The organism is Bacillus sp. UNCCL81, assembly GCF_900112535.1.
Classification (GTDB): Bacteria; Bacillota; Bacilli; order Bacillales; family Bacillaceae_G; genus Gottfriedia; species Gottfriedia luciferensis_B.
Genome location: NZ_FOMF01000003.1, coordinates 58578 through 79341 on the forward strand (window position 1 = coordinate 58578; position 20764 = coordinate 79341).

16 protein-coding genes are annotated in these 20764 nt (G+C 34.7%); 13 read left to right on the forward strand and 3 right to left on the reverse strand.

Annotated elements, in window-relative coordinates; translation table 11 throughout:
• Nucleotides 1-105: 105 nt before the first annotated feature.
• The 5 genes from BM319_RS06205 to BM319_RS06225 all read left to right on the forward strand — a co-directional run bounded on the left by BM319_RS06205 (nt 106) and on the right by BM319_RS06225 (nt 5020).
• The gene (locus BM319_RS06205; RefSeq protein ID WP_025568751.1) at nt 106-1155 is read left to right on the forward strand and encodes an LLM class flavin-dependent oxidoreductase; all 1050 of its coding nucleotides are present in this window, start codon (nt 106-108) and stop codon (nt 1153-1155) included.
• A 15-nt stretch (nt 1156-1170) separates the two neighbouring features.
• Nucleotides 1171-2124, forward strand: a complete 954-nt coding sequence (locus BM319_RS06210; protein ID WP_025568750.1) for an ATP-grasp domain-containing protein — start codon at nt 1171-1173, stop codon at nt 2122-2124.
• A 246-nt stretch (nt 2125-2370) separates the two neighbouring features.
• Nucleotides 2371-2955: a histidine phosphatase family protein gene (locus BM319_RS06215; RefSeq protein ID WP_025568749.1), complete on the forward strand. Its 585-nt coding sequence runs from the start codon at nt 2371-2373 to the stop codon at nt 2953-2955.
• A gap of 48 nt (nt 2956-3003) precedes the next feature.
• Complete coding sequence (locus BM319_RS06220) at nt 3004-3993, forward strand: aldo/keto reductase (RefSeq protein ID WP_025568747.1); 990 nt, start codon at nt 3004-3006, stop codon at nt 3991-3993.
• A 319-nt stretch (nt 3994-4312) separates the two neighbouring features.
• Nucleotides 4313-5020: a hypothetical protein gene (locus tag BM319_RS06225; RefSeq protein ID WP_069033582.1), complete on the forward strand. Its 708-nt coding sequence runs from the start codon at nt 4313-4315 to the stop codon at nt 5018-5020.
• A gap of 619 nt (nt 5021-5639) precedes the next feature.
• Here BM319_RS06225 and BM319_RS06230 read toward each other — a convergent pair.
• Nucleotides 5640-6293, reverse strand: a complete 654-nt coding sequence (locus tag BM319_RS06230; protein WP_091021791.1) for a Ger(x)C family spore germination C-terminal domain-containing protein — start codon at nt 6291-6293, stop codon at nt 5640-5642.
• 39 nt (nt 6294-6332) lie between these two features.
• Nucleotides 6333-6827, reverse strand: coding sequence for a Ger(x)C family spore germination protein (locus tag BM319_RS06235; RefSeq protein WP_091021793.1), 495 nt, complete (start codon nt 6825-6827; stop codon nt 6333-6335).
• 636 nt (nt 6828-7463) lie between these two features.
• On the opposite strand from BM319_RS06235, the gene BM319_RS06240 reads away from it, so the two are divergent.
• From BM319_RS06240 to BM319_RS06265, 6 genes are all read left to right on the forward strand, one after another.
• Complete coding sequence (locus tag BM319_RS06240; RefSeq protein ID WP_091021795.1) at nt 7464-8891, forward strand: amino acid permease; 1428 nt, start codon at nt 7464-7466, stop codon at nt 8889-8891.
• A 76-nt stretch (nt 8892-8967) separates the two neighbouring features.
• The gene (locus BM319_RS06245; RefSeq protein ID WP_091021797.1) at nt 8968-10113 is read left to right on the forward strand and encodes a Glu/Leu/Phe/Val family dehydrogenase; all 1146 of its coding nucleotides are present in this window, start codon (nt 8968-8970) and stop codon (nt 10111-10113) included.
• A 388-nt stretch (nt 10114-10501) separates the two neighbouring features.
• The gene (locus BM319_RS06250; protein WP_091021798.1) at nt 10502-11686 is read left to right on the forward strand and encodes a CaiB/BaiF CoA transferase family protein; all 1185 of its coding nucleotides are present in this window, start codon (nt 10502-10504) and stop codon (nt 11684-11686) included.
• 12 nt (nt 11687-11698) lie between these two features.
• Nucleotides 11699-12916 (forward strand): acyl-CoA dehydrogenase family protein, encoded by a 1218-nt coding sequence (locus BM319_RS06255; RefSeq protein WP_091021800.1) that lies wholly within the window; start codon nt 11699-11701, stop codon nt 12914-12916.
• Between the two features lie 75 nt (nt 12917-12991).
• Complete coding sequence (locus BM319_RS06260; protein WP_091021803.1) at nt 12992-14650, forward strand: thiamine pyrophosphate-dependent enzyme; 1659 nt, start codon at nt 12992-12994, stop codon at nt 14648-14650.
• A 45-nt stretch (nt 14651-14695) separates the two neighbouring features.
• Entirely contained in the window at nt 14696-16138 is a 1443-nt protein-coding gene (locus tag BM319_RS06265; protein WP_091021804.1) for an aldehyde dehydrogenase family protein, read from the forward strand.
• A gap of 511 nt (nt 16139-16649) precedes the next feature.
• Here the strand turns inward: BM319_RS06265 and BM319_RS06270 are convergent.
• Nucleotides 16650-18032: a sigma-54 interaction domain-containing protein gene (locus BM319_RS06270; RefSeq protein ID WP_091021806.1), complete on the reverse strand. Its 1383-nt coding sequence runs from the start codon at nt 18030-18032 to the stop codon at nt 16650-16652.
• A 228-nt stretch (nt 18033-18260) separates the two neighbouring features.
• On the opposite strand from BM319_RS06270, the gene BM319_RS06275 reads away from it, so the two are divergent.
• The gene (locus BM319_RS06275) at nt 18261-19292 is read left to right on the forward strand and encodes an aromatic ring-hydroxylating oxygenase subunit alpha (protein ID WP_091021808.1); all 1032 of its coding nucleotides are present in this window, start codon (nt 18261-18263) and stop codon (nt 19290-19292) included.
• A 320-nt stretch (nt 19293-19612) separates the two neighbouring features.
• On the forward strand, nt 19613-20734 hold the full coding sequence (locus BM319_RS06280; RefSeq protein ID WP_091022278.1) for an RNA-guided endonuclease InsQ/TnpB family protein: 1122 nt from the start codon (nt 19613-19615) through the stop codon (nt 20732-20734).
• Nucleotides 20735-20764 lie beyond the last annotated feature (30 nt).

Here is a 20764-nt window from a genome sequence, read left to right on the forward strand (position 1 = left end):
ATTTATTTACGCGGAAGGTTAAACAAAACTGAATTCCACTATATATAAATCCAACTTAACTGATGCGAAAACTAGATAATTTTGAGGATAAAGGAGAGAATAGAAATGAAATATGGTTTTTGGTTACCGATTTTTGGAGGATGGTTACGTAATGTGGATGACGAAAGCATGCCACCAACATTTGAATATGCTAAAGAGGTCATTCAATCAGCTGAAAGATGGGGATATTCGACTACTTTAATTGCTGAATTATATTTAAACGATATTAAAGGTCCAGAACATGATTCCCTTGAAGCTTGGTCTACAGCAGCGGCACTTGCTGCAGTAACGGAAAAAATCGAAATTATGACCGCGATTCGTCCAGGTTTTCATAATCCTGCAGTAACAGCAAAAATGGCTGCTAATATCGATCAAATCAGTAACGGCCGTTTTACGCTAAACGTCGTTTCTGCATGGTGGGCAGAAGAAGCTCGTCAATATGGCGGTATTTTTACAGAACATGATGAACGCTATGCCCGTACAGAGGAGTTTATTGATGTCCTAAAAGGCTTATGGACAGAAGAAACGTTCAATTATTCAGGAAAATTTTACGACTTAAAAGATACGAAACTTGCTCCAAAACCTGTGCAAAGACCAAACCCGATTCTTTATGCAGGTGGTGAAAGTGAAAAAGGTAAGCAAACAATTGTTGAAAAATGTGACGCTTATGTGATGCACGGTGGAACAGTTGAAGAAATTAATCAGAAAGTAACAGATATGAAAGTACGCCGTGAACAAACTGGCAATGCACCTTTAAGTTCTTTCGGTATGGCTGCTTATGTTATTTGTAGAGATACAGAAGAAGAGGCTTTAGCTGAGTTAGAAAAAATTACGACTGTGAAAGATTCTAGCGGTTATGCGGGCTTTAAAGACTTCACGACTAAATCACAATTAGAGCAACAAATACAATTACAAGATTACTCAGTTTCAAATCGTGGTCTTAGAGCAAATCTAGTAGGGACACCAGAGCAAATTGCAGATCGAATTTTACAATATGAAGAAGCTGGCTTAGACTTATTATTATTACAATTTTCACCTCAATTAGAGGAAATGGAACGCTTTTCAAAGCAAGTTATGCCATTAGTAGAAAAAAAACGTAGTTTAATAAAAAACTAGAATGGGGACATAAAAATGAGCAAAGTATATGTAATACATGAAAATAGTGAATGGACAATCCATTTAACAAAAAGATTAGAGGAGCTTGGTGTTCCATTTGAAGAATGGCATTTAGACGAAGGTACTGTTGATTTATCAACCGTACCACCAGAAGGGATTTTCTATAGTCGAATGAGTGCTTCTTCTCATACACGTGATCATCGTTTTGCAGCAGAATTTACTGGGCAAGTCTTAGCTTGGCTTGAAGCACATGGCCGTACGGTTTTAAATGGTACGAATGCCCTAAAGCTAGAAGTTAGTAAGGTTTTACAATACTTAGAGCTAGAAAAGTATGGTGTTAAGACTCCAAAAACGATTGCAGCGGTTGGAAAAGAAAACATTATTAAGGCAGCTAATAGCTTTGATGGACAGTCATTTATTACAAAACATAATCGTGCAGGTAAAGGCTTAGGTGTTCAGCTTTTCCATAGTATTGAAGCTTTAAAAGCTTATGTAGAAGGGCCTACATTCGAAGAACCAGTCGATGGCATTACCCTTATTCAAGAATACATCCAATCACCTGAAAGCTACATCACTCGTTGTGAATTTGTAGGAGGAAACTTTGTATATGCTGTTAAAGTTGATACTTCGGAAGGCTTTGAACTTTGCCCAGCTGATGCATGCCAAATTGGTGATTTATTCTGCCCAGTAGGAGAAGAAGTAGAAGAGAAGCCTAAGTTCCAAATCATTGAAGGCTTTGAGGACGAAATAATAAATAAATATAAAGAAGTTCTAGTTAAAAATAATGTTCAAGTTGCCGGAATCGAATTTATTAGAAATGCTGAAGGCACAATTTTTACTTACGATATCAATACAAATACGAACTATAACTCAGATGCAGAAGAAAAAGCTGGAAAATTCGGAATGCTTGAATTAGCATCATTTTTAAAGAAGTCTTTGGAAGAAAAATACACTACTACAGCAAAATAATTTATTTAGAAAAGCTCAAGCCTATATGTAACAAAGGTTTGGGCTTTTTTTGTGGTCAGTTTGTTAAAATTTTCTAGAACTAAGAGTAATAGGCAATTATTTGAGAGGAATATGCTAACGATTAAAAATAATATATTGATAATATAAGATTGTAAGTTGTTATTAAATTTTGAGGCAAAAAAGGTCTAATGACTCGTACCACTTGATTTTTAAAATAGGCTTTTAAGATTCAAAAGGGGGATACAAATGAAAAAGACTTTTTATTTAATGAGACATGGACAAACATTATTTAATAAAAGAAGGAAAATTCAAGGTTGGTGTGATTCACCTTTAACTGAATTTGGAATTAAACAAGCAGAGGCTGCTGCAAAGTACTTTAGAGAACAAAAAGTTATTTTTGATCATGCCTATTGTTCCACATCAGAAAGAGCTAGTGATACGTTGGAAATCGTGACGGAATTGCCGTATACAAGATTAAAAGGATTAAAAGAATGGAATTTCGGAACTTTTGAAGGTGAAAGTGAAGATTTAAATCCAGCGCTACCTTATGGTGATTTCTTTGTTAAGTTTGGTGGAGAAGATCAAAAAGAACTGCAACAAAGAATGGCTACTACATGCCAAAAAATAATGGAAGAAGACAATGAAGTGGTATTAGCTATATCCCATGGAGCAGCTTTAAGAAATTTCATGCGGGTTTGGGAGCATAGAAGTTCGATTGTACAACAAGATCGAATTGGAAATTGTTGCATCCTTAAGTTTGAATATGAGAACAGGGAATTTAAATTAGTAGAGATTATCAATCACAATTTTAGTGATGTAGTCCAGGTATAGTTTTTAAAGATTAATAGATTACATATTTCCGAAAGTGAGGATAAAACAATGGAATACACAAAACTTGGGAATACAGGATTAGAAATATCTAGAGTTTGCCTTGGTTGTATGGGATTTGGAGATGCAAAACGTTGGATTCATCCATGGGTAATCGATGAGGAAAGTAGCCGTACAATCATTAAAAAAGCACTAGACTTAGGGATCAATTTTTTCGATACGGCGAATGTCTATTCAGATGGAACTAGTGAAGAATATGTTGGTAGAGCTTTAAAAGATTATGCCAATCGAGATGAAATTGTTCTTGCTACGAAGGTTTATTTCCCTATGCACAAAGGTCCGAACGGTTTAGGACTTTCCCGAAAGCATATTATGAGTGAAATTGATAAAAGTCTTAAACGCCTAGGAACAGATTATGTGGATTTATACCAAATCCATCGTTGGGATTATAACACTCCAATCGAAGAAACAATGGAGGCACTTCATGATCTAGTAAAAGCTGGAAAAGTAAGATATATCGGTGCTTCCGCTATGTATGCATGGCAGTTTTTGAAGGCATTACATGTTGCAGAGAAAAATGGATGGACCAAATTTGTCTCGATGCAAAACCATCTGAACCTCATATACCGTGAAGAGGAAAGGGAGATGCTGCCTCTTTGTAAAGAAGAAAAAATCGGCGTAATTCCATATAGTCCACTTGCGTCAGGAAGATTGACACGTGATTGGTCAAATACGACACTTAGATCTGAAACTGATGAAACTCAAAAATCTAAATACGGTGCAACTGAAAATACGGATCGTCATGTTGTGGAACGTGTTGCAGAGATTGCTGAAAAACATGGAGTAACAAAATCAAACATTGCTCTTGCTTGGTTACTGCAGAAAGAACCAGTATCAGCACCAATTATTGGAGCTACTAAAATTTCACATTTAGAAGATTCTGTTGGTGCATTGTCGGTTAATTTAACCGCGGAAGAAGTTGCATATTTGGAAGAGCCTTATGTTCCACATCCGGTAGTTGGTGCTTTAGGCCCTAATTAATGTCAATTTTAGTATAATGAATTTATCCCCTATTTTCCTTAAGTGTGAAAAGGGGTTTTTTTAGGTGATTTCACTATCAATAGCTCTAGTTTATAAAGTATGAGTTAGTATATATATCGTTTATATTGCTTTTCTAAGCCTTACTTTTAGAAAGAATTCATAAATCAAATGTTCAAGCTGTAAATTTTAAATGCATTTGTAAGAGCGCTATTTTCAACAATATTGAAGTAGGAAATTATCACTTGTTTTTTTGTATCACAGTGATATATGTTGCAATATGCCGAAAAATCCTTCATATTTGTTAAAAAGGAGGTCCGATATGCGAAGTGATATACAACCGAATGAACGAGCTTTTTCTTCCAAGGAAGTAGCAGAAGAACTGGGTATTGCAACACCTACTGTTCGAAAGTATGGTCAAATCTTAGAGCGCAATGGATATGAGTTCTTGAAAGATGGCGATCGGCGAATATTTGTTCAATCTGATATTAGAGTGCTTATAGCGTTACGCGATTCAGAAAAGCCCCTAGAAGATACTGCAAAAGACCTCGTGTTTCAACAAAAAGAAAGATTAGAAGGTTACGATGAAACTCAAATTGCGATATCCGATACATATGAAAATTTACCACATGACCCAAATCAATTAAATGAGTTTTTAAGATTTTTAGTCAGTGAACTTGCAGCTGCACGTGAAATGAATGTACAACTGAAAAATGATATGACAGAACTTAAAACGGCGGTTTCCAGGCTTCAACAAGATCATCATGATATAAGTGCAAATATTGGGAATTCATCTAATAAAACTTATACCAAAATTGAAAAATTAGCTGAACAACAAAAAATTCAATACGAGACAATACTTGAACAAGAAAAACAAACAATTGATTTTTTACAAGAAGAAATACAAAACATAAGAGAAGAACAGAGAAAAGAATGGAGATCACAAGATGATTTTAATAAACGTTTAGAAATTGTGATACAAAAGCCTAGAGATAAATGGGGCTGGCTTTTCTCTTTATTTAGAAAATAAAGGACCTATTAAAATCTTTTTCTGCTAATCTTGTACAAATCTGTTTAAAACTTTTAAAAATTTTAATAAGTACTTTCAGGTCGATACTTCCATAAGGATGTATCGGCTTTTTGTTTCCTAATCGTAAAAATTTGTATGCGATACAAAAAAGTAATATAAAATTGAACAAATGTATCACTATGCGATATTCGATCGTTATTAGATTTTTTCATCTAGGCCACCAGTAGAATAAAAAATCAACTGATATCAGTTGATTTCAGTTTAAAATAATACTTTTGAATAGTAGATTTTATTTTATATCATATCAAAATCTTACAAATTCCCGGGAAATATCTACAAATTTCTTAGTGATAAGAAATTATTCTACTTGTGACACTATGTCCGTAATAACTAGTAGTGATATATTAGAAAAACCTCTCCATAAAAATTTAATATATTACTTTTCGACGAAGTTTATTTAGTGTTCGAACTTTTTTAATATTGATTACATTATATTGCATTACATTGAAAAGCCCCCGAATAGTACAGGGGGCTTTTGTAGTTTCCAAGTTGGGTTTTATACTGAGTTCTAATGTCCTGTTTTTTCAAGGAGAATTTTAAAAGCAAATACTAAGTCTTCCTAATAAGGATAAGATTTCCTTCTCATTCCAACGTTATTAATTTGAACGTCGACACTTACTGTAACTTTTGCTTTTTTAAATGTATCATTCCAATTACCCTCATATTTTTTATAAATTTTTGGATTAACCATGTATAATTTTTCACCAAAACCAAATGCATCTCCACCGAATTTTTTTACTTCAGAAATCCCTTTTTCCATTGATTGTTTTATAACATTTTCAGCTGACTTTTCATATTTATTGAGTGTTTTAGCTTTATCAAAATTGGCATTACAAAATACCTCGTCAATATGGCCAATTGATTTTATTTTTATATTTATAATTGGAATATTATCCTTGATTTTAATTTCCGTCATAGATTTTACCCGAGTAAGCTCCATCGAATCAAATTCTTTTTTATTACATGGTATTTGGACATTCGTTTCTTTGATCAGATTATCAATAATTTGTATTGATTTTGCCGGTGGTCCATCTAACCATCCAACTAATTTTCCATCTCTGAAAATCCCTGTGCCATTTATCTTATCATAACTAGAAGTGACTTTATTAGCATTTTCAAGTGTTTCTGATGATTCACTTTCATTTTCTATGCTCACGCCATTTATTACTGGTTCCCTGCCACTACTAGAGATTGCAGAAATTGCCTGACGCATTAATGTTTCTTGATTTTCACCTAAAAGGGCTGATGTATTTTAAATTTTACCTACAATTGATTTAGCAGATATTTTATCTAGTGATGCTATGTTATTCATTATTTCACCGACGCTTTTATTTCTTGCAATAATAACTGGGATATTGACACGAACTTTGGAATCTCTTTCAAATACATCGAAAATATAATTCAATGATCTTTCTTTTGCTAATGTTTCACCAATTACGATAAGAGCAACATGAGAATATATATTTTGTCGCGATCCTTTCTTAGACACATTTCGTACAGCTTCTAAAATGGTCCTACCTTTTTCATCTAACGCAATTACTGGAACACTTTGAGAACCTGACTGTGTTGTAGTCGCAATTGCACTAGGATTAAAAATTTGAGTGATTACATGATATTTTTTTTCTTTTGGGAGGTAATCAATCCCTATTGCAACCACAATCGATACTTGATTTAATTCTTTATAGTTAGAGCAACCACCTAAAAGCATACTTACAATAAGAAATGAATTAAAAAATTTCTTTTTCACATTTTTTCTCCAATATCTTGGCTTCTTTGTATATATAAAATTTAAAAAGCAATATTCCTAAAGGAGTTCTGTTTCATATTATACTTTTCCATTTTTTGCAATTCAATGTACCATTTTCCAAATTCAGAAACATTAAATTTTCCCGTAACTAAATTTTTAAAAAAGTATTCTGCAATCCTACTATACTAATTGGAAAGAATGTAAGATTGATTATTTTAGTAAATAGAATGATCTTAATGATAAAAGTCTCTTTTTAAAAAAAGTAATTGAGTCTAAAATAAATGAATTGAGTAGATTTTAAAATAAAGTAGTTGTTTTTAGATTTAAAGATTGGCTAAAAGGTTGGTTTATCCAGTTTTTTTTGTTGGCATGAATTTTGCTTAATGAATACTAAGAAGAGGAAGTAGTTACTTCCGATTTTAGTTTGAGAGAAATAGGAGGTGTTTAATTTTTATTCAGTTTATAGGTGTAGGCACAAATATTACTATGTTCGGTTTCTGCAGTGATTTTTTGAGATGATCTGACATTCTAGATGTTTACAAAAAGCAAAAAATTTATAGTATTTTATTAGCTTTATCTTTTTCTATTATTTCGCTTTATTTTTTCTGAATATTCTAAAATAAAGGTGGGGCATTTATGGATTCTACTAATGAAAAAGGTCAGTTACAACGTTCCATGAAAAGTCGGCATTTGTTTATGATTTCACTCGGAGGAGTAATCGGTACAGGTTTATTTTTAGGTTCAGGTCTAACGATTAATCAAGCTGGTCCAGGGGGAGCGGTTGTTGCGTATTTATTCGGTGGATTGGTGATGTACCTTGTGATGGTTTGTTTAGGTGAACTGTCAATTACAATGCCAGTTACAGGTTCGTTTAAGACGTATGCTACCAAATACATTGGTCCTGGTACCGGATTTACGATTGGCTGGATGTATTGGCTTAGTTGGGCAACAACGGTTGGATTAGAATTCACTGCAGCTGGAATATTGATGCAAAGGTGGTTTCCACATGTACCAGTTTGGATCTGGTGTCTTGTGTTTATTGTTCTTTTGTTGGGTTTAAACATACTTAGTGTAAAAGGTTACGCAGAGGCAGAGTTTTGGTTTGCGGGAATTAAAGTATTTGCAGTTATAGCTTTTATACTGATTGGAGCAGCAATCATATTTGGGTTTGGTCATAAAGGCAGTTCGGCACCTTTGTTTACTAATTTTACAAAAGATGGTGGACTTTTCCCTCATGGGTTCTCAGCTATATTTTCAACTATGATGGCGGTAGTATTTGCATTTCAGGGTGCAGAAGTTGTTGGAATTGCAGCTGGTGAAAGTGAAGCACCAGAAAAGACTCTTCCTAAAGCAATTCGAAGTATCATTTTTCGTGTCCTAATTTTTTATGTGTTAGCAATTTTAGTATTAGCGGCTTTGATTCCATGGAGGCATGCAGGAGTGGTAGAAAGTCCATTTGTTGCAGTATTTGATAGTGTAGGTATTCCATATGCAGCTGATATTATGAATCTAGTTATTTTAACGGCGTTGCTATCTGTAGGTAATTCAGGATTATATGTATGTTCTCGTATGCTTTGGTCACTTTCTAAAAGTGGTATGGCACCCGCAGCTTTAGGTAAAGTAAATTCTCGTGGTGTTCCGTTTAATGCAGTATTGTTTAGTCTTCTTTTTGCACTAGTATCATTACTTACAAGTGTAGTATCTGCAGAAACAGTTTTTGTCGTTCTACTTTCTGTAACTGGACTAGCTGGAACATTCAGTTGGATGGCAATTGCCTTGTCGCAATACAATTTTAGAAGACAATTTATTAAAAATGGTGGAAATGTTAAGGATTTAAAGTACAAAGTTCCGCTGTTCCCATTAATACCTATTCTATGTCTTGTATTATGTGGAATTTCCATAGTATTTATGGCTTTTGATCCTACTCAACGTTCTTCCTTAATAGGTGGTTTAGGCTTCATGGGTGTAAGCTATCTTTATTACTTTTTACGCCATGGAAAAAATAAAGGAAAGATCGGTATTAAGAAGGATCATGGAGATGTACCAACTCATCAGAGTATTTGACCATTTTACATACAGCTTAAGATTCTTACACAAGTAATCAATTGCAAAAGATCATCTGAAAAGGAGGCTATTTAGTATGAAAAAACCTTACCTAGTTGTAGAGTGGAATGATAGTGAAACAGATGCAAAAGGGTGGTTAGTAGTATATAACTTTGTCAAAGGGTATGCTGGTGGAGGGACAAGAATGCATCCAACAGTGACAAGGGAAGAAGTTGAACGTTTGGCAGAGGCAATGGCTTACAAATATATGGCTTCAGAAAGTATCACTACAGGTGGGTGTAAAGCTGGTATTGCTTATGATTATAAAGCTCCAGATGCGTATGATGTATTAAGAAGATTTTTGATTGCGATGATGCCATATGTAGAAGCCGGAGTATCTTTAGGAAGTGATTTAGGTACTAAGTATGAGGATGTATTAAGAGTATTTGATGAATTTAATGTAGGAATCCCTTTAACAAAATCGATGAAGGAAGATGTAAGTGTAAAAAATGGTATAAAGGATTTTAATAATCTGCTAGCTTCTAAAATAGATTGTTTCCTTCTAAATGATGCTGTAACAGGCTACGGTGTTGCTTTTTGTGCAGATGAAGCATGGAAATTTAAAGGTGAAAATAAAGTAGCGAAAGTAGTTATTCAAGGATTTGGTTGTGTAGGAGCAAGTTGTGCGTTGAAATTATCACAGTTAGGTTATAAAATTGTCGGCATTTCTGATGCAAATCTATTAGTGACATGTGAAGAGGGGTTAGATGTACAGAAGTTAATCGACCACAAAAATTCACATGGAGAAATGAATCAGGAGTTTTTTGCATCGAACTATGTGGTAAGAAGCAATACTGAATGGCTTGATGTAGACTGTGACATCTTGATTCCGGCAGCTTTAGAGGATGTAATTAATGTATCAAACGCTAATAAAGTAAAGGCGAGTTTAATTGTAGAGGCTGCAAATATTCCAATCTCGGCTGAAGGGGATCAGATCATCAAACAAAGAGGTATCGATGTGGTGAATGATTTTGTAGCGAACTTAGGCGCAATTAGATTTTATGACGCCGTTATTTTTGGATTAGTGAAACCTGAACCTCAGACAGTTATCGATGATATTGAAAGATTAAGTAGAAAGAATACCTTTAACTTATTTACAGAAGCTAAAAAGCAAAAACGATATCAAAGAGATATTGCTTGCGAACTTTTTGAGCCAACAGTTAGAGATTTGATTGAGTGTTAAAATAAGTTGAAAAACGAAAGCCCACAAAGAAAACAAATTTCTTTGTGGGTTTTCATCATTTATAGGCAATTTCAATAGCCTTTTTATTATGAACTAGGTTAATAGATTCACAAATAGCAAACTTTTTGAATGAGTTAAAAATGACGGTTTTGAGTGGATTTTAATTTCATTTTTCACGAATTAGATCCGTAAATACAGCCTAGATTTAATAATAATAGGAAATACGGAGTTGGCATGGGTTTTGCATAATGTAATGTATAACGAAAATGGAAGGCTAATTTACCTTAAATTTTCTATATACATGCAATAAAAAAATACATTAGTAACCATTTTAATTGCCCAGTGGAAGTTAGAAAATACCAAGAAAATTAATGAAGAGGTGATCATATTGCCGGGGGCATTACATGGTATCAAAATTATTGATTTAACTAGAGTACTAGCGGGTCCCTTTTGTACGATGATCCTTGGGGATCTTGGGGCTGAGGTAATCAAAATTGAAAGTATTAGTGGTGGTGATGAAACACGGGGATGGGGGCCTCCTTTTGTTGAAGGAGAAAGTGCTTATTATTTATGTGCTAATCGAAACAAGCAAGGGATTACTTTAAATTTAAAGGATGATAAGGGGAAAGAGGTTTTAAAAAAACTTATTTCTGAAGCTGATGTTGTCGTCCAAAACTTTAAACCTGGAACTTTAACAAAACTAGGTTTTTCCTATGAAGAAATGAAAGCGATGAAAGAAGATATTATTCTTGCATCAATTAGTGGATTTGGTAGTAGAGGAACTAACGCTTCACTTCCTGGATATGATTATATCATTCAGGCGATGTCTGGTTTAATGAGCATTACCGGTGAGAAGGAAGGCGAGCCAACAAAAGTGGGAGTTGCCATTTCAGACGTATTAACAGGGTTATTTACATGTATTGGAATTCTTGCTTCATTACAGCATCGAGATCGTACAGGGGAAGGACAAGAACTTGACATTTCACTATTTGACTCGCAATTGGCTGCATTAGTAAATGTGGCAAGTAATTATTTATGTAGTGGCGTTATACCTGAGCGATTAGGAAATTATCATCCTAATATTGTTCCATATCAAGTTTTTTCAGCAAGTGATGGTGAGATGGTGATCGCAGTTGGTAATGATCAGCAATTTAATCGTTTTGCTTTACTAATTGAAGAACCGATTTTATTAGGTGAATTATATAGGACTAATGCTGGTCGGTTACAGTATCGAAAACAAATTGAGGAAATAATCTCAAATAAAATAAAAACAAAAAGTAAAAATGAGTGGAAAGTTCTCTTAGATAAAATTGGTATTCCAAATGGACCGATTTATAACGTAAGTGAAGCCCTGCAGTCTGAACAAGCTAGATCAAGGGATATGGTACTAGAAGTAAACCATCCATTCATAGATGATTTAAAGTTAGTTGGTTCACCATTAAAATTATCAAAAACACCTGTTGAAGTAGTAAGACATCCTCCATTGCATGGAGAACATACTGAAGAAGTGATGAGTAAACTTGGTTATTCACAATCTGATATAGAGGAAATGAAACGAAATAATACAATTTGAGGAGGAAATAAAATGAATTTTTCATTAACTGAAGAGCAAAAAAGTGTAAGAAAGGTAGTTAGATCGTTTGTAGATCGTGAAATTATACCATTTATAAAGGAATGGGATGAAAAAGGACATTTTGAGGTAAATATTCTAAAACGACTTTCTGAACTGGAACTAATGGGTGTATGTATTCCAGAACAATATGGTGGAGTTGGAATGGACTATAATACTTTAGCAATCGTATGCGAGGAACTAGAGCGCGGGGATACTGCTTTCCGTACGGCTGTTTCAGTACATACGGGATTAAATAGCATGACATTATTACAGTGGGGAACAAAAGAGCAAAAGAAAAAGTATCTAGTTCCTCAAGCGCGAGGGAAGAAAATTGGCGCATTTGGGTTAACAGAGCCAAATGCAGGATCTGATGTAGTAGCAATGGCGACAACAGCAGTAAAAGATGGTGATAGCTATATATTAAACGGATCAAAAACATGGATCTCTTTATGTGATGTAGCTGATCATTTCTTAATCTTTGCAAAAACAAATCATGATTTAAAGCATCACGGAATTTCTTGTTTTATCGTAGAACGTACTTTTGAAGGGGTTACTACAAAACCAATTAAGGGGAAAATGGGAATTAGAGCTGGAAACACTGGAGAAGTATTTTTAGATGATGTCAGAGTACCAGCTGAGAACCTATTAGGATTCGAAGGTGAAGGATTTAAAATTGCAATGTCAGCGCTTGATAATGGGAGATTTACAGTTGCAGCTGGTGCTTGTGGATTGATTCAAGCATCACTTGAAGCTAGCGTAAAATATTGTCATGAGCGAAAAACTTTTGGTAAAGAAATCGGAAAACATCAATTAGTACAACAAATGATCGCTAAAATGTCTTCAAATCTTGAAATCTCCCGTCTACTAGTCTATAAAGCTGGTTGGTTAAAAAATAGTGGTAAACGTAACACTAGAGAAACATCACTAGCAAAATGGATTTCTTGTAATGCAGCGAATGAGGCAGCTAATGATGCTGTACAAATTCATGGTGCATATGGATTTTCAAATGAGTTCCCAGTAGAGCGTTATTTAAGAAATTCAAAAGCACCAGTCATTTATGAAGGAACAAGAGAGGTTCATACAATTATGCAGGCTGAATATGACCTAGGTTATAGGGAAGATAAAATTTTAAGAAAAATGCTTCCAGCTTGGCCATTCGAAGAGGTTAAAGTAGAAGCTGTTAAATCTTAATAAAAAACTTGAGTATAAAATAAATTGATCGTTAGTGTTCCAATGTAATTGCATAGGAGAAGGGAGTGTTTCGTAATGAAAATTAGCGGTGGAAAAGCAGTAGTCAATGTTATGGCCAAGGAAGGGGTAAATAAAGTTTTTTGTGTACCTGGTGAGAGTTATCTAGGTGTTATGGATGCGTTATATGAACATCCAGAAATTAGTTTGATTTCAGCTCGACATGAAGGTGGAGCTTCGTTTATGGCGGAAGGGTATGCAAAAGCATCCGGTGAAGTGGGTGTCTGTATGGCAACACGTGGAGTTGGAGCTTCAAACTTGGCGATTGGAATTCATACTGCCAGCCAAGATTCCACTCCTTTAGTTGCGCTAATTGGACAAGTTGAGCGTCCTTTTAAAGAAAAGGAAGCATTTCAAGAGGTCAATCTTGTAGGGATGTTTAGCCATTTGTGCAAATGGACAGTGGAGATTGATCGAGTAGAACGAATTCCAGAGCTTTTACATCGTGCATTTCATATTGCTAGGTCAGGGCGTCCTGGACCAGTGTTAGTTGCATTACCTCATGACATGCTAGAAGATACAGCCGAAATGGTCGAAATCCCAGTCTATCAGTCACAGCCGGCTCGTCCACATAAAGAGAGCGTTCAGCAAGTAGTAGAAATGATTCAAAATGCCAAACGGCCGATTCTTATAGCTGGTGGGGGAGTCATTCGTTCACAGGCTGTCCCTTTATTAGTTAAATTTGCTGAAACAGTTCAAATGCCTGTCGTTACTGCATTCCGTCGTTTCGATGCGTTTCCAAATTCGCATCCTTGTTATGCTGGCTGGCTCGGCTTTGGAACACCAAAGTATTTACTTGAAGCGATTGACAATGCAGACTTAGTGATTGCACTAGGTACAAGATTTTCCCAAGTAGGAACGCAAGATTATTCATTGCTTTCAGGAAAAGGAAAACTGATTCACATTGATATTTCAGAGGATGTATTCGGAAAAGTTTATGCTCCTTCTTTGGCAGTTACAGCTGATGCAAAAGCTTTTTTAGTAGAAGCATTAACAATTGCTTTATCTACGCCTTTAAATTCAAATGAAATGCGAGTAGAAAAGCTTCATAACGAATACATGAACTTTTCAAAGGCGAAGGAAGATTACACGGACGAATTTGTAGATCTGGATGGTTTTATGTATGATATCGTCTCGCATCTTCCAAAAGATACGATTATTACGAATGATGCAGGGAACTTCTTTGGCTGGCTATCTAGATATTATCGCTTTGAGCATGAAAATACATATGTCGGACCAACATCCGGAGCGATGGGGTATGGATTGCCGGCTGCTATTGGTGCAAAACTTGCTCAACCGCATAAAACAGTTGTTTCCTTCTCAGGAGATGGGGGCTTCATGATGACGCTGCAGGAAATTGAAACAGCCGTACGTTACAACATACCTGTCATTTCGATTGTGATAAACAACAATATGTATGGAACAATTCGAACACATCAAGAAAAGCATTTTCCAGATCGAGTAATCGGAACAGAGCTGTCTAATCCGAACTTTGCTGAGCTTGCGAGTTTATTTGGAGCATATGGTCAGAAGGTCGAAAAAAATACTGATTTTGCGCCGGCACTTAAGAAGGCATTATCATCAGGACGGCCAGCTGTTATCGAAGTTGTAACTAATCCGAAGATTTTATCTGCTGGTCAAGATAAGTCAAAAATGAATTTATCTTATAGTAAATAATGGGCTTTTTATTTAATTGAAAAAAATCTTATTGGGGGAAACGATATGCGTTATGCAAACTATATTAATGGTCAATGGAAACAACCTACGTTAGGTGAATATCGGGAAAATTACAGTCCTCATAATGGAGATTCATTAGGGGAGTTTCCTTCAAGTACACAAGAGGATGCACGACAAGCTATTCTTGCTGCGAAAACCGCCTTTTTATCATGGAAGAGACTTTCATACCAACAACGAGCTTCATACCTCCAAAAAGCAGCAGATCTATTAAAGGCAAAAGTCCATGAAGTAGGCCGTGATTTAACACTAGAAGAAGGAAAAACACTTGCTGAGGGTATTGGAGAAACACAGCGCGCAATAAGTATCCTTGGATATTTTGCAGGTGAAGCGAGGCAGCCAGTCGGAGAAGTAATTCCTTCAGGTAATCCAAATACCTTTTTATATACAACTCGAACGCCAATTGGGCCAATTGGATTGATTACTCCATGGAATTTTCCAATTGCAATTCCCGTATGGAAAATGGCTCCTGCACTTGTTTACGGAAATACCGTAGTTATTAAACCGGCGGATTTGACTCCAAAATCTGTTTACCATGTTATAAAAGCGCTTGATGAGGCTGGTATTCCAGCAGGGGTTGTAAACTGTGTATTTGGTAGAGGTTCTATCGTTGGTACAGAATTAGTAGAACATCCTTATATAAAAGCAATCTCATTTACAGGATCTAATCAGGTTGGAAATCAGATTCAGCAGAAGGCTACAACAAAAGGAAAGAAAGTACAAATGGAATTAGGTGGGAAGAATCCACTGATCGTACTTGCTGATGCAGATATAGAAAAAGCAATTGAAATTGCCGTGAGCGGTGCTTTTAGATCTACTGGTCAAAAGTGTACAGCAACGAGTAGGGTGATTGTGGAAGAAGCTATTTATGAAAAATTCCGTGACAGGCTTGTAGAACGTACAAAAACATTAAAAGTTGGAAATCCACTTCATGAAGATACTTTTGTCGGTCCAGCTGTTTCCAGGTCACAACTTGACGGTGTACTTGCTATGATTGAAGCTGGAAAGGACGAGGCAACCCTATTATGCGGTGGAGAAGTTCCTGCGGATGAAGAACTAAAAAATGGTTTCTATGTACAGCCCACAATCTTTGAAAATGTCTCCCCGGATGCTCGTATTGCCCGAGAAGAAATATTCGGACCTGTTATAGCACTCTTTAAAGTGAAAAACTATGAGGAAGCAGTAGGAATGGCTAATGATACTGAATATGGTTTAAGCGCAGCAATTTGTACAAATAATTTCACATTAGCACAGCGCTTTGTTGAAGACATTGAAGTTGGTCTTGTACATGTAAATAATGAAACAGCAGGTTCAGAGCCACAAGTACCATTTGGCGGCTGCAAAAATTCAAGCACTGGGTCCCGCGAACAAGGAAAGACGGCAATAGACTTTTATACACAAGTCAAAACGGTTTATATGGACCAATTGTAATCAGTTAGGTTGAAAATAAAAGAGGCTGCCTCATAAGTCAGGTTTAACTGACACAAAAGGCGCCTCTTTTTTAATTGCAAAAATAACAATGTTGATCAACATATTTATTGGTATCTCAGCTACAGTTTTTTTTTTGTAGTGTTTAAGTTAGCTTTTTTATAGATAATTAGAGTAGAATTTTACAAAAGTTATTCGATTTAGTTAGAATTTGGGCATATTCGCAAGTTTTCCTTTTGAAAGTATGTACTAATGTACAGTATTAATGTCGAAATACCCTAACTGGTATGGGTAATTTTTAATTTTAATTGCGATTCTTCTAGATTTAATTGCAGTTTTGCTGATTTTATTTGCGGTTAACTGATTTTAATTGCAGTTTTGGCCATTTTAATTGTGATTTACAGATTTTATTTGCAGTCTATTGTTTAATGTTTAATTGCACCACGGCATCATTTATTTGCACAGTTGACCTACTTATTTGCATTAAAACCCTCTTCTTACCCTTTATAAACATTTATTTGTAAAAATCTAATTCACTACAGTACTTACGCACTAATCTAGCTGCTTTTGACTGGCTGATTTCTAAATCATCAGCTACTTTTCTTGTATTCCTAAATTTTGTATAAGAATTTATTACTATGTTTTTCTCAACTTCTTCTAGGGAAGCTAAAAGCGAGCAATTACTTACTACTTCATTGACCGGACTCTCTTTTTTATTTTCAATTAATAAATCAGTCAAGTCTTGCACTTTTATTATGCCATCACTTGTGACGACGAGGCTTTCAAGCATATTTTCTAACTGTCGTATATTTCCAGGCCATGAATAGTTATAAAAAGTATTCAAAGCTTCTTCAGAAATGATTGTATTCATTTGGTGTTTTCTATTAAACTCTGAAAGAAAATGGTAGGTTAGTGGAATGATATCTTCTTTTCTTTCTCGCAATGGTGGAATTTTTAAATTTACTACATGAAGGCGATAATATAAATCTTCTCTAAATTCTTTATTCTGTACCATTTCATATAAGTTTCGATTAGTAGCAGAAAGGATGCGAATATTTACTTTTTTGGGTTGTTTGCCACCAACAGGCATAAATTCAAATTCTTGAATAACTTTTAAAAGCTTTGCTTGAACCTTAGGTGATATATCTCCAATCTCATCTAAAAATACGGTTCCTCCGTCTGCAAGTTCTAAAAGTCCTTGTTTGCCACCTTTTGTTGCACCAGTAAATGCGCCATCTTTGTATCCGAAAAGTTCTGATTCTAGTAGTTCTTCCGGGATTGTTGCACAGTTTAAAGATAAAAAAGGAGCTTTATTTCGGTTGCTCTTCTGATGGATGTATTTTGCGATTACTCCTTTTCCCGTACCAGATTCTCCTTGAATTAATACTGTTGCATCTACTTTAGCAACCTTTTCACAAAACTTAACGATATTACTCATTTCCTTGTTATTTGTAATGATATTATTTTTATAAATTTCAGCTTGAGCAGCTTCATTTATTTCTTGCTCATCTGGTATGTATAAGTCTTTATAGCTTGCATCTTGTGATGTGGTGATAATCAGCTCAATTTCCTGCTGATCATTTAGTAAAGGAATGGCTGTTGTGATGATTTCTTTTCCAACATAACTTATTTGTTTCATAATGACCGTCTTCTTTTCTTTAAATAAACGTGGGAGAATAAGAGGCTTCCAGTATTCTTTTGAAAGTAATTCATCGTTTGATTTTCCTACGACATCTTTTAGTTTGATACCATAATGTCTTTCACAAGCCTTGTTTATATACACGATACGGGCATCTTTATCAAGTACATAAAATTCATTAGGAGAATTGTCCAATATTTTTTGAAGGATCTCATTACTGAACTCAAGTTTTAGCTTGTCATTCGTTGTATTTGGCAAAACGTAACCTCCTCTAAAAACATCTAATCTCACAAAATAGTAAGTTGAGTTAAAATTGACTGAATTGAGTAAATTATAAGATAATTACCTCGATTTGGAAATAGATAAATAGTGTTACCTCCTTATGTTAAAGCAAAATATAAAATTGGCATAAATCTTGCTTAAGATAATGAATAAAGGATGGAATTTCGTTTCAAATGAAATCCCAGAAAAGGAGGAGTCATTATTATGTCTACAAAGGGAACAGCACATACTTTACAAACTTCATTGCCGTATAAAACATATGTAAGCCAAGAGGTATTCGATACAGAAAGAAAAAAGATTTTTAGTAAAAATTGGATCTTCGTAGGTCATACAAGTCAAGTTAAAAACGTCGGTGATTTTTTTACTTTTGAGGTTGCTGGTGAATCTATATTAGTTACGCATGCTAATGATGGCAAAATACGCGCGTTTTATAATATTTGCCCACATCGTGGTACAAAAGTGGAGCAAAGTGAAACAGGTAATAAAAAGATCTTACAATGTATTTATCATGGCTGGACCTTTAATTTAGATGGGCATGTAAATCGAGCACCAAACTTTAAAAATATTGACTTAGGAGAATATAACTGCTTAAAATCGGTCCAATTAGAAATTCAGCGCTCTATGATTTTTGTAAACTTGGATCGGAAAGCCAATGCTTTTTCTGTTGAATATGAAGAGTTAATAAATGAACTAAACCGTTACCCTTTCATGGATTCATTACAACTAGTTAAAGAAAACCGCCGTTTGATTAAAGCAAATTGGAAAGCAGTAGTTGATAATTTCTTAGAGTGTGACCATTGTCCATTGGCACATCCTTCATTCGCTAAAACGTTTGATTTATCGAATTACAGCATCGTTCCTTGTGATAAATTCTCTTACCAGTGTTCAAATGTTAAGAACCAAGATGACAGCTTAACTCGTTTTTACTGGATTTGGCCAAATATGATGATGAGTGTATATCCTGGAAGTGGAAATATGACGACTACACAATTGATCCCAATTGATGCCAACCAAACGTTAGCAGTCTATCGCTATTTCTTTTTGAATGAAGAAATTTCGAAAGAAGAAGAAGAAATGATTAAATTTGTTGATCAAGTCCGAGAAGAGGATTTTGATTTAGTAGAATTATTGCAAACAGGTTTACATTCTAAAGCATTTGATAATGGTATCTTTTCTCCGACTGAGAACGCGATGCAACACTTCCATGAAATGATTAAAGTAGCGATCGACTTATAATCTAGTTAATTGAGAATGGTAATTCGAGACATGTATTTAAAAAAGCTAAGTATTTGAATTCATAATGAAGAATTTAGAAGGATCATACTCAGCTTTTCTTTTTTATTTTTTGAAAACGCTTAATTTTTTCTATTAATCTATTCGTAAAAAAGGGGAGGTTAACCACTGTTAATTTTAATTTATAAAAGTTTTTAAAAATATCACAATTTGTTCTAAATGCAAATCACTCATTGTGTTTATATAGAATACATGAGGTGAATAATTTGAAAGTTGATTCGATCGGTGGAACTGAACAAATTCTTAATAATATGAATAAAACATTGATACTTGCAAAAAGAGTAAGATTAAGACCAACTAAAGAACAAGAAACACAATTATGGAAATCAGTGGGAACTGCCAGATGGGCTTATAACTGGGCATTGGCCAAACAAAAAGAAAGCTATAAAAACAAAGGGAAGTTTATTTCTGATGGCCTGTTAAGAAAAGAATTAACAAGATTAAAACAAACAGATGAATTTTCATGGCTGTATGAAGTATCGAATAATATTACAAAACAAGCGATAAAAGATCTTTGTCATGCGTATGAAAAGTTCTTTAAAGGGTTAGCAGATCAACCACGATTCAAAAGTAAAAGAAAATCAAAACCATCCTTTTATAACGATAATGTAAAGTTGAAAGTAAAAGGAAAGAAAGTGTTAATTGAAAAAGTCGGTTGGGTTGTAACTTCTGAATTGATATCGGATGAAAAATACTATAATCCTAGAATTAGTAACGATGGAAAATACTGGTATATATCTGTAGGGATTGAAGAATTAAAACCAACAGTTGAACATACAAATGTTTCACTGGGTATTGACATAGGGATAAAAAAATTAGCCGTTTGTTCAGATGGCACCAAGAAGAACAATATTAACAAGACAGATACTGTTAAAAGTGTAGAGAAACGTCTACGTAGGTTGCAGCGTCGAGTTTCTCGTAAATATGAAATGAATAAGGAGGGAAACCGTTTCGTCAAAACAAGCAACATTATAAAAATCGAAAAAAAGATGCAACACCTCCATAGAAGGTTGAAAAATATCAGACTAAATCATCTTCATCAATCCACGAGCGAGATCGTGAAAACCAAACCTTATCGCATCATAATGGAAATTCTAAATATTAAAGGGATGATGAAGAATAAGCACCTTTCAAAAGCAATTGCAAAGCAGTGTTTATTTAAATTCAAACGCCAAATTCAATATAAATGTGAAAAATATGGCATTGAATTTGTTGAAGCTGATATTTGGTACCCATCTTCTAAAATGTGTTCAAGTTGTGGGAAATTGAAAAAAAATTTAAAGCTATCAGACCGATTATACAAATGTGAATGTGGTCATGAAATTGATCGAGATTTAAACGCAGCAATCAACTTGTCACGATATAAATTAGTAACTGTTACCTAGACGTCATAACTGTACATGTAGGATTCGTTG

What these genes read in the sequence shown, in the direction of transcription:
- BM319_RS06205 (WP_025568751.1), top strand. Translation starts at nt 106, where the DNA reads ATGAAATATGGTTTTTGGTTACCGATTTTTGGAGGATGGTTACGTAAT.
- BM319_RS06210 (WP_025568750.1), top strand. Translation starts at nt 1,171, where the DNA reads ATGAGCAAAGTATATGTAATACATGAAAATAGTGAATGGACAATCCAT.
- BM319_RS06215 (WP_025568749.1), top strand. Translation starts at nt 2,371, where the DNA reads ATGAAAAAGACTTTTTATTTAATGAGACATGGACAAACATTATTTAAT.
- BM319_RS06220 (WP_025568747.1), top strand. Translation starts at nt 3,004, where the DNA reads ATGGAATACACAAAACTTGGGAATACAGGATTAGAAATATCTAGAGTT.
- BM319_RS06225 (WP_069033582.1), top strand. Translation starts at nt 4,313, where the DNA reads ATGCGAAGTGATATACAACCGAATGAACGAGCTTTTTCTTCCAAGGAA.
- BM319_RS06230 (WP_091021791.1), bottom strand. Translation starts at nt 6,293, where the DNA reads ATGCGTCAGGCAATTTCTGCAATCTCTAGTAGTGGCAGGGAACCAGTA.
- BM319_RS06240 (WP_091021795.1), top strand. Translation starts at nt 7,464, where the DNA reads ATGGATTCTACTAATGAAAAAGGTCAGTTACAACGTTCCATGAAAAGT.
- BM319_RS06245 (WP_091021797.1), top strand. Translation starts at nt 8,968, where the DNA reads ATGAAAAAACCTTACCTAGTTGTAGAGTGGAATGATAGTGAAACAGAT.
- BM319_RS06255 (WP_091021800.1), top strand. Translation starts at nt 11,699, where the DNA reads ATGAATTTTTCATTAACTGAAGAGCAAAAAAGTGTAAGAAAGGTAGTT.
- BM319_RS06260 (WP_091021803.1), top strand. Translation starts at nt 12,992, where the DNA reads ATGAAAATTAGCGGTGGAAAAGCAGTAGTCAATGTTATGGCCAAGGAA.
- BM319_RS06265 (WP_091021804.1), top strand. Translation starts at nt 14,696, where the DNA reads ATGCGTTATGCAAACTATATTAATGGTCAATGGAAACAACCTACGTTA.
- BM319_RS06275 (WP_091021808.1), top strand. Translation starts at nt 18,261, where the DNA reads ATGTCTACAAAGGGAACAGCACATACTTTACAAACTTCATTGCCGTAT.